This is a genomic window from Nostoc sp. JL33 (assembly GCF_017114985.1).
Classification (GTDB): Bacteria; Cyanobacteriota; Cyanobacteriia; order Cyanobacteriales; family Nostocaceae; genus Nostoc.
This window is the reverse complement of the sequence record NZ_JABXKP010000073.1, coordinates 1-9,435: the sequence shown is the minus strand read 5'-3', so window position 1 is coordinate 9,435 and position 9,435 is coordinate 1. Positions and strand designations below refer to the sequence as shown.

The window sequence follows — 9,435 nt, the reverse complement described above, 5'->3', positions numbered from 1 at the left end:
ACATTTTGGCAGTTTTTGACCCCTCTTTTTTCAATCTTGGTGAGAAATCCGGGTAAGAGAGGGTTTCCCAAATCTTTATATTTTGAAGATATCTAGTCTATTGGTTAATATAGTTGAGTAAAAAATGTATTTTAAGCTACAAAATTTTAGTGCTTGCTTTCTTGGAAAAAAACTTTGCGATTTACTGACTTTAGCTCCTAATAAGCGCTAGATACATCAGTAAAAATGATACGCTGTAAGACGGCCCCTAAATCCAGTTGTGTAAGAGGAGAAGTTGGGCAATTCCTCAAAGCCAGCAGGATACATACAAAGACGATAGTTTATGACATTCGTATTAAGTTCTCAGAATATTTTTAACTATTTAGTTGAGCATGGACTTTGTACTCAGTTGGAGCAAGCTCTGTATCAAGTTGAGCCTATAAGAGGAAAAAACTTTAATTTATTACTGACTTTACCAGACAGTCGGAAACTATTGATAAAGCAGGAACGACACAATCAAGAAGGCAAAACAGCGGGCGAGTTTTTGAGTGAATGGCGAATTCAAGAGTTTTTACAAACGTTTCCAGAACTTAGCTACCTTCGACCTTGGATGCCGGAGGTGCTTCATTTTGAGGCTAAATATTCTATCATTATTTTCAGCTACTTGGATGATTATAAGGATTTAGCAGATTTCTACGGGAAGGAGAATGTTTTCCCAACTCAAATTGCTTCGGATCTCGCCACCATCCTCGCCACCATTCATCGAGCCACTTTTAATCGCCAAGACTATCAGGAATTTTTATCAGTAAAACCTAATAATCTAAGCCCTGCTGATGTGCCTAACTGGATTCGTAATATGGAACGCATAAGACCAGAAATTTTTGGTCACATTCCCGCAGATGGGCTGAAATTTTTTAAGCTCTATCAGCGATACGAAAGCTTAGGGGAAGCAATAAGAAAACTTGCTAGTGCTTTCCAACCCTGTTGCCTGACTCACAATGACCTCAAGCTCAACAACATTCTCCTACACACCAATTGGGAGCAAGAAAATCTCAACATCGTCCGGCTGATTGATTGGGAGAGTTCCGCCTGGGGAGACCCTGCCTTTGATTTGGGAACGCTCATTGCCAGCTACCTGCAAATCTGGCTGAGTAGCTTAGTCATCAGTAAGTCTCTGACTATCGAAGAATCTCTGCGTCTGGCTATAACCCCCCTGGAACAGCTTCAACCTTCCATTGCTGCTCTGACTAACACTTATTTTGATAACTTCCCGGAGATTTTAGAGCATCGCCCCAATTTCTTGCCGCGAGTCGTGCAATTTGCTGGTTTGGCATTAATTCAACAGATTCAGGCAATGATTCAGTACCAAAAATCCTTTGGCAATAAGGGGATTTGTATGCTTCAAGTTGCCAAGAGTTTATTATGTCGTCCAGAACAATCCTTAGCAACTGTTTTCGGAAGCGCAGCTACAGAACTAACTCAGTTTAGACCTTCTGCTGCTATTGATGTTTAATCGCGACGAAACTATCATGCAACTACAAAATTTTTCTAAAACTCAACAGCCAGATTCTGCTTCACAACTGTTGCTGGATACTTTGCAAGACATTGTTAGCAATGTGCAAATCCACTCCAACTTCTGTATTCGCCATCCAAATTACAAACCTTTGGAATTACCAGATGAAGTGGTCGTCCGCTTCCAGCGAATGCCTGCGGATATTCAGAATAAGTATTTGAGCCTGCAACTGCGAAGTTTTCTCTACGGTATATATTACAACGGCTCTATGCGATCGCTTTTCACACTCGATACCGATTCAGATAGTTTGGCACTGCACCAGGATTTAGAAAATAACACCCGCTTAGGAGTAGACATAGCATTTTACGAACAATTGCACTCCTGCAATGGGGGCACTGGCTATTTCGATCCAGGTTGGCATGTAGTGAGGCAAGAAAGCGATCGCACTCTTGCTGTTACCAAGGGCGGTTTGACTTTACACATTGAACCAGACAAGCATCTGCAACTCGCCAAAAATGCCGCTATAGGTGAGTTGGTGGCGATCCAGATGCCTCGTAATTTAGTGCAAAACGGGTTCTACGTGGCAGTTGGCAATGCAGGATCACGGAGTGATAGTCATCCAGACCGCGAACCAGAAATCGTGCGAATTTACTTCAATTTCAGCCCCTCAGGTGCCGTAGCGGTCATGGGTAGTCTGACGCGCGAGTTGAACAATATTTTAATTCCCTTTACTTTTAAGGTTCTATACAACCCAGGTGATTACGGGCGCTATGACTCAGGAGTACTCTATTTCGAGAAGAGTAACTATGAAGCCGTCCGGCAGGTGCTTGAGACTGTCTATGCACAAACAAAAGCGCATTTTCACGCAGATGTCCCCCTATTCACCAAGTTCCTAGCACCAGGGCTTGGTTTAGCAGAGGAACCAGACCGCAAATTTGCCGACCAAGAAAGCTTTGGGATGAACCGCTGCCAAATTGTTGCCAATGGTTTGCTGGAAGCTTGGCACTCGCTCAATGACTCCCCCCAGGGGCGGATGACCTCTATCCTCAAGCACTTCTCACTTTTGGGAATTGAATTGCTGCGTTCCTACCTGAATGCTAACTCTCTTGACATATATACGCCGTTGAACTTGTGATGAGAATTCCTTCTCATGGCAGAAGAACCTCTTAACTTGAGAATCGTATTGTATAATACAAATCGAACACACATTTGAAAAAAGTCAAATGATTAATATTAAAAATCATGACATCACAGTAGCCGGAACCGACTTTTTTGCCGATTCTGAAAGCTTCTTGAATGAACTGACCGATAGTGAAACGGTTCAACTAAATGAAGCCAACGGCGGTATTGCCTCTGCTGATAGCGGAGCGAGCTTACTCCTTTGTGGTGATAGTGCTCTTAGCATAGTTACTTGCAACTAAAACTATTTTGCTCTAATTTAATCAGAAAGTGAGTTACTGCCCACTTTCTGATTAAATTAAGATTTGGAACTCAATTAAATATTTAATTTACTACAAAAACTGAATCGTCTAATAAAAAAAATATTTTTGTGACAATTCATCTCAACTATCAAAACTTATTTATTTACTTGATAATTGCTGGTATATGCAAAAAAGATGACTTAGACTCTCTTAAATTTGACTTTAACCACAGCAAAAGTTTTTATTGGGTAATTATACCTCACAAGCAAGACAAGCTATTTGTTAAACAAATACCTCAGTATAGAAGCCTTTATAACGATGTTAGGATTTATAAAGAGTGGCATTTTTATAATTTTTTACAGTCTCACAAAGATTTAGATTACGTCTTATCACTAATTCCAGAAGTCCTGCATTTTGATGACAGCAATTCGATACTAATATACAAATGCCCAAATAATTATATTACCTTAAAAAGTTATTATGAAAATCAGGAAGCTTTCCCAAATGCGATCGCAGAATTGGTGGGAACTACTTTAGCAAAGCTACATTCACAGACGATAAGTTCTCAGGAGTGCTACACTTTTCTGACTGAACTGGAAGAACATAAACTTAACTACCAACTTCCTTATCCTGATTATCTTTCTGACTATCTTCTCAGCCGGACTGAACCGGAGAGTTTAAAGAAGAGTCAAGCTGTTTCTTGGAGATTTCTTGGTATTTTTCAACAAACTGAGGCTGTGAGGGAAGTAGTTACAGAGCTGGTGTTGAATCATCGCCATTTCTGTTTAACACACAATAATATTCACTTTGATAAAATTTTAATACCTAAGCATTGGGAAAAGTTAGTAACGGAAACTCAGGATTCTGATAAAAGCCTAATAAAGCTTATTGATTGGGAAGCATGTAGTTGGGGTGATCCAGCTTGCGATTTAGGAAAAGCAATTCTTGGCTATTTTCTCTTGTGGATCGACAGTATGATTGTGCATCCTGCTATTGAGGTTAAAAAATCTATACAATTAGCCACAATACCTCTAGAAGTTTTTCGTCCTTCAATTGTAGCCATGACAAAAGCTTATATTAATACTTACCCAAAGGTTTTAGAAGATTATCCAGAATTTCTTAAGCGGGTTATTCAGTTTGCTGGACTTGGTTTGATTTATCAACTCCTGGCAGAATTTCAACTTCAGCCAGAGATAGCTTTAAGTCACCAGGAGCTATATTTTTTCATTGCTGGACAATTACTGTGCAAGCCAGAAAAATTTTTGTCAATTTGAATTTTATAATTTTTGATTAAATGCCCTGTTAACAAAAGGATGTAGGAGTATCTATCATGCAATTCCCACTTACTTTACAGGAGACTTTACATGATATTGCTGGCAACATTCAAATAGAATCCTCCGAATTCCGCATCAGTCATTCTCACTATCCTCCTATAGAAACTCCTGCTCCTACTGTGGCACAACTGCAAAAACTGCCTCAGGAAATTCAACATAAGTACTTAAATTCTCAATTACTAAAATTTATACAAAGTATTTACTTTGAAGGTTCGCGTATAAGAGAAGTAAGCCCAGGAATTAAAACGAACGAACAAATTCTGCAAGAAATAGATTCCCAAAGAATAGACTGGGAATTTTATGAACAACTGGACAGAAACAATCAAGGGAGAGGTTTTTTTCACCCAGGATACCACATCATTAGACAGGAAGCTGATGGTAGCCTTGCTGCACAATTTGATGGTGCGATGCTACACATCCAGCGAGAGCGTCATCTTCCTTTAGCTTTGCAATCAGCTAATGTAAACGATCCAGTAGCAGTATTGTTACCTTCTAGCTTTATTAATGGAAATAGGTATAGGGCAAATGGCGATGGCATAGGTGGTTTACCGCCTCTAAAGTTTCACAGTGACGGAATAATTGTTTACTTCAACTTCAGTCCAGAAGCTGCCGTTTCCGCCATGAAGTGTGTAACGACAGAATTGAATGCAATTAAAGTCCCTTTTGCCTTCGAGGTTTTACACAACCCTTTGAACTACAGGTTGTATAACTCAGGATTCCTGAAATTTCCTTATAATCCAGATGAGTCTTACCGATACAAAGAAATTCTTTTACCAGTCTTACAAGCGATTTACGCAGAAAATAAATCCCACTTTCGGCAGCAGGTTCCCATATTTACTAAGGTACTCGCACCTGGTATTGGGTTAGCTGAACATCCTGCTTCTGAACTGAAGTTTGGACTTCAACAACAGTTTGGAGAAAACCGCTGCGAAATTGTTGCTAATGCAATGCTTGAAGCTCATCAAAACGGTGATGAATCAAAACAAGCTCGGATGAAATATATCATCCAACACTTTAACCGGTTGGGGCTTGACATAGAGCGTCCCTATCTCAATCCTAACTCGGAAGATATCTACACGTCGTTGGACTGAGCTAACGGTGTAAGTCCATTTGTGACAGGTTAAAAAATTGCGCTTTTGTCAAGAGGGGTGTCGAATAACAGATTATTTGTCGTCATTAACGCTCTTAGCGGGACTTAAACAAAAAAGAAAATAAAAACTGTTAGCAATTGTTTAGCTAATTATTTCGGAAATTTTGTACTTAGTCCCGGCTAAACAACCCAAATAGGGGAGCGAGAATCACCCCAAAAACAAAACCACCAATGTGCGCCCAATAGGCAACTCCACCACTTTCCACGCTCATGTTAGCGGCTGTTTGGAGGCTAGCAAGACCAGATATCACATTCTGCACAAAGAAAAGTCCAATTATGAATAGTGCTGGAATTCTGATTGTGGTGATGAAAATCCCCAAAAATATTAAGGTCATGACTTTAGCGCGCGGAAAGCGGATAATATACGCACCTAAAATCCCAGAAATTGCACCACTTGCTCCCAAGGAAGGAATCTCAGAATTCATACTAATAAAGCATTGGCACAAGGCAGCTAAAGCACCACACGCCAAATAAAAAATCAGATATTTGAAATGACCCAATCGATCTTCAATATTGTTGCCAAAAACCCAGAGAAACAACATATTCGAGATTAAGTGCCACCAACCGCCGTGTAAGAATTGCGACGTAAATAACGTTATCCACTCTCCACTCCAATTGGTGGTTAACTGTTGAGGTATTACTGCATACTGACTTAAAAACTGATTCAATTGTGCATGTGACAGGTTGACCTCGTGAATAAAAACTAAAATATTCATGCCAATTAACCCGTAGGTGAAATACGGGGTGATTCGCGTCCGATTTTCATCGTAGAGGGGGAACACAGGTGTTTTTCCTAAATTGTTGATTAGCTGCAATATACTTTGTAAGGCTGGCAGTTGCGAAGTTTAGACAATTTCATTTAGCTAAATCAATTAGTATAATTGAGGGGTACTACAGTACCATGAAGAATTACTTATACCAAGATTCTTCCTGGGATTTATCGCTAAATAAACCTAACAGTGGGCCGAGAATTGCCCCAAAGATAAACCCGCCTGCATGGGCCCAGTAGGCAATACCGCCGCTTTCCATACCGATGTTAGTAGGTGTTTCCAGACTAGCAAATCCGTAGAAGGCTTGTTCGAGAAACCAGAATCCCAAAAAGAAATATGCTGGGACGCGGAAAGTTGGGAAGAAAAACCCTAAAGGTACAACGCCGAGAACTTCAGCATTAGGAAAACGGAGAATGTATGCACCCATGACACCTGCGATCGCACCACTTGCGCCCAAAGAAGGAATGCTAGAATCTTGAGCGAAGAACCACTGGGTCAAGGATGCCAAAATACCGCAAGATAAATAAAACAGCAAATATTTGACATGACCTAATTTATCTTCAATGTTGTTACCAAAAATCCAAAGAAACAGCATATTGCCAGCTAAGTGCAAGAAACCACCGTGCAAAAATTGTGAAGTAATCAAAGTTGCCCACTCTGGCACTGGTTGATGTAAAGAGATGCCGCCAAAGCTTAAAGTCAGTTCTCGTGGAACTACAGCCGCAAGGTGTAAAAACCCATTTAATGCTTGTGGGGGAAGATTTGCTTCATAAAGAAAAGCGAGGACGTTGACAGCAATCAGTCCATAAGTTACATAAGGTGTGATTGTTATCGGATTATTATCTCTAATGGGAACCACAAGCGTTTTTTCCTGATTTTAAGACAGCAATTTTACAATACTAAATTTTGCAAGTAGTTTCTTCTACCCCCTGGATGGATCTCGCTTTGAGATTTAAAAGCCAAAAGCCAAAAATCCACCATCGACAGTGATACATTGTCCAGTGATGAAAGATGCTGTAGGCATACAAAGAAATGCCACTAAACCCGCTACTTCTTCTGGTTGACCAACCCTTCCCATAGGTGTTTGGGACAGAACTAAAGTCAGAAAATCTTGGTTATCTAGTACAGACTCAGTTAAAGGCGTGCGAATAGCCCAAGGTGCTACGGCATTTACCCTAATATGATCTGATGCCCATTCAACTGATAGCGATCGCGTCAGTTGATTTATAGCCGCTTTAGTCATACCATAAGGAGCGCCTGTACGATTCGAGACTAAACCCGCTACAGAACTTATATTCACAATGCTGCTGTTTTCCCCATTTTGAAGCAGAGGGTAAAACAGACGGCACATCTCAAAAATTGATGTCTGGTTTGTCTGGATAATGAACTCATACTCAGCTAAGGTATACTCTACCAATTTTTTACTAATATTGGTTCCGACATTATTAACCAGGATGTCTAATTTATCCCAGGTTTTGCTAACCTTCTCAAAAATGACTTGACGACCATCAGGGGTTGCAACATCTGCCGTAATCCCATAAGCAGGTAATCCTGCTTGTTGCCAGATAATTAGTTGTTGGTCAACATCCTGGGAATTCCGTGCCACAATCGTGACTTCTGCACCCAGAGATAAGAACTCATTGGCAACAGCTAGTCCAATACCTTTGGTGGCACCTGTAACCAGTGCTTTCTTTCCTGTAAGTGTCCAGCGGCAGCTACGCCCGCCGTAGGCATCGCTCATTTGTGATTCTGCGGATTTTTTATTTTCAAGCTATCAATAACCTAATATTTTATCTTGGAGATGCCCAATGCGATCGCTTTTTGTCGTAATCTAGGCGATCGTAACCCCTAAACCATTCACCGCATCTTATTCCAATTCAACGATAAATTACCCGTTATTTGCAAATAATTTATTCTCAATTCCGATATTATTTACAGGTCGCTACTGGTATTTAAGGGACTCTGGCACTCCCCAGATTTTAATTGTTCTATCAATGCTATAACTAGCAATGAAGTTGCGATCGCTACTCATGGCAACATAACCAATTGGCGCTGTGTGTCCCCGCAATATGCATAATTTTCTGTTCATTGCTAAATCCCAAACAACTATTTCGTAGTTGTCTGTACAGTAGATTAAAACTCTACCATCTGAACTCAAAAGGCAAGGAGCAACAGCCGAAGATGTATAGAGAATGCGATCGCTGATCAATTCCCATACACATACTTTCTTTTCCCGGATTCCGCAAGCCAAAATTTGCCCATCAAGGGAATTTGCAAGTGAATTTACTGTCAGGGCAGGCAGATTATCTAATGTTTGAGTAAGTTCTCCTGTTTCGGTATTCCAGAGTTGTAGCTTATTCTGCAATCTCTGCTTAAAATATGCAACCAACAATTTTCCATCAGGAGTGAAGAGAAGGGGTGATATGGGTGATATGTAGTTACCCAAAGGCACCAAAGGCAAATTACTAAAAGGTACTAAAGCCCAATCCTGAAATTTATGATGGAGGCGACGAGTATAGGTTTCATAATCCCAAATCTCTAACTCTCCTCTTTTACCCACAGTATAGCCCGTGGCAAGCAATGGCTGCTTAGTTGAGCAGACAGTCAAGCAATGGTTGGCTAGCATAGAACGCATAAGGTAATTGGGATAAGTGCCAATCGGGTCTTGCGTTTCTGTATCTAATGGCCAGAGAATGTCCTGAAAGCTAATGATACACACTTTGCCGCTTTTGCCTAAACCAAATTCGTGAGCCATCGCCAGATCAAAGTCTTTCTTGCTTTGACCTGTTTCTAAATGCCAAATATTAACGAAAGATTGTTTATAAGACAGATCCCAATAGCAAATAAGGGTGTTATTGTAGTCTGCGATCGCAAAATAATCTGGATGATGTTGTTCAGGGTTGTAGCAATCGAGATTAAATTCCGTTAAGGTATGTAGGCATTGCATTTTTGCAAAGGGCAGATAATTCAATATGGCTTGTTCAGTAGTAGCTTCGCTGCTGTAGGACAATAAGAGCAAAGCTGATTCCCGCACTTCTCTGACGCCATCGCCCAATGCCTGGATTACTAAATCTATTCCTTTGTCCCCATATTGAAATGCTTCTAAAAGAGCATCGATTTTTTGTTTTGTAGAAGCATCGCGCAAACGATATCTAATCCCGGATTTCTCACGAGCGAGAAAAAAACATCTGGATTAGCCAAACTTAGGATAAATTAATTGATACATTGTTAAATTAAGCGTAGATTAAAATAATTCAGCAGTAAAAAC

At 40.3% G+C, this 9,435-nt stretch carries 9 protein-coding genes; 5 read left to right on the top strand and 4 right to left on the bottom strand.

The window, feature by feature from the left end:
* Positions 1–322 precede the first annotated feature (322 nt).
* The 5 genes from HWQ23_RS20565 to HWQ23_RS20545 all read left to right on the top strand — a co-directional run bounded on the left by HWQ23_RS20565 (position 323) and on the right by HWQ23_RS20545 (position 5,338).
* Complete coding sequence (locus tag HWQ23_RS20565; protein ID WP_292832018.1) at positions 323–1,492, top strand: phosphotransferase family protein; 1,170 nt, start codon at positions 323–325, stop codon at positions 1,490–1,492.
* Positions 1,493–1,508: 16 nt separating this feature from the next.
* Positions 1,509–2,627: a T3SS effector HopA1 family protein gene (locus HWQ23_RS20560; protein ID WP_292832015.1), complete on the top strand. Its 1,119-nt coding sequence runs from the start codon at positions 1,509–1,511 to the stop codon at positions 2,625–2,627.
* Positions 2,628–2,715: 88 nt separating this feature from the next.
* Positions 2,716–2,913, top strand: coding sequence for a SapB/AmfS family lanthipeptide (locus HWQ23_RS20555; RefSeq protein WP_292832012.1), 198 nt, complete (start codon positions 2,716–2,718; stop codon positions 2,911–2,913).
* A gap of 128 nt (positions 2,914–3,041) precedes the next feature.
* Entirely contained in the window at positions 3,042–4,187 is a 1,146-nt protein-coding gene (locus tag HWQ23_RS20550) for an aminoglycoside phosphotransferase family protein (RefSeq protein ID WP_292832009.1), read from the top strand.
* Positions 4,188–4,243: 56 nt separating this feature from the next.
* Positions 4,244–5,338 (top strand): T3SS effector HopA1 family protein, encoded by a 1,095-nt coding sequence (locus tag HWQ23_RS20545; protein WP_292832006.1) that lies wholly within the window; start codon positions 4,244–4,246, stop codon positions 5,336–5,338.
* Between the two features lie 169 nt (positions 5,339–5,507).
* Here the strand turns inward: HWQ23_RS20545 and HWQ23_RS20540 are convergent, their stop codons facing one another.
* The 4 genes from HWQ23_RS20540 to HWQ23_RS20525 all read right to left on the bottom strand — a co-directional run bounded on the left by HWQ23_RS20540 (position 5,508) and on the right by HWQ23_RS20525 (position 9,312).
* Positions 5,508–6,179, bottom strand: coding sequence for a rhomboid family intramembrane serine protease (locus tag HWQ23_RS20540; protein WP_292832003.1), 672 nt, complete (start codon positions 6,177–6,179; stop codon positions 5,508–5,510).
* A gap of 127 nt (positions 6,180–6,306) precedes the next feature.
* On the bottom strand, positions 6,307–7,026 hold the full coding sequence (locus HWQ23_RS20535; RefSeq protein WP_292832000.1) for a rhomboid family intramembrane serine protease: 720 nt from the start codon (positions 7,024–7,026) through the stop codon (positions 6,307–6,309).
* A 93-nt stretch (positions 7,027–7,119) separates the two neighbouring features.
* A complete protein-coding gene (locus tag HWQ23_RS20530; protein WP_292831997.1) occupies positions 7,120–7,908 on the bottom strand; it encodes an SDR family oxidoreductase in 789 nt (262 codons plus the stop codon).
* Between the two features lie 201 nt (positions 7,909–8,109).
* Complete coding sequence (locus tag HWQ23_RS20525; protein ID WP_292831994.1) at positions 8,110–9,312, bottom strand: WD40 repeat domain-containing protein; 1,203 nt, start codon at positions 9,310–9,312, stop codon at positions 8,110–8,112.
* Positions 9,313–9,435 lie beyond the last annotated feature (123 nt).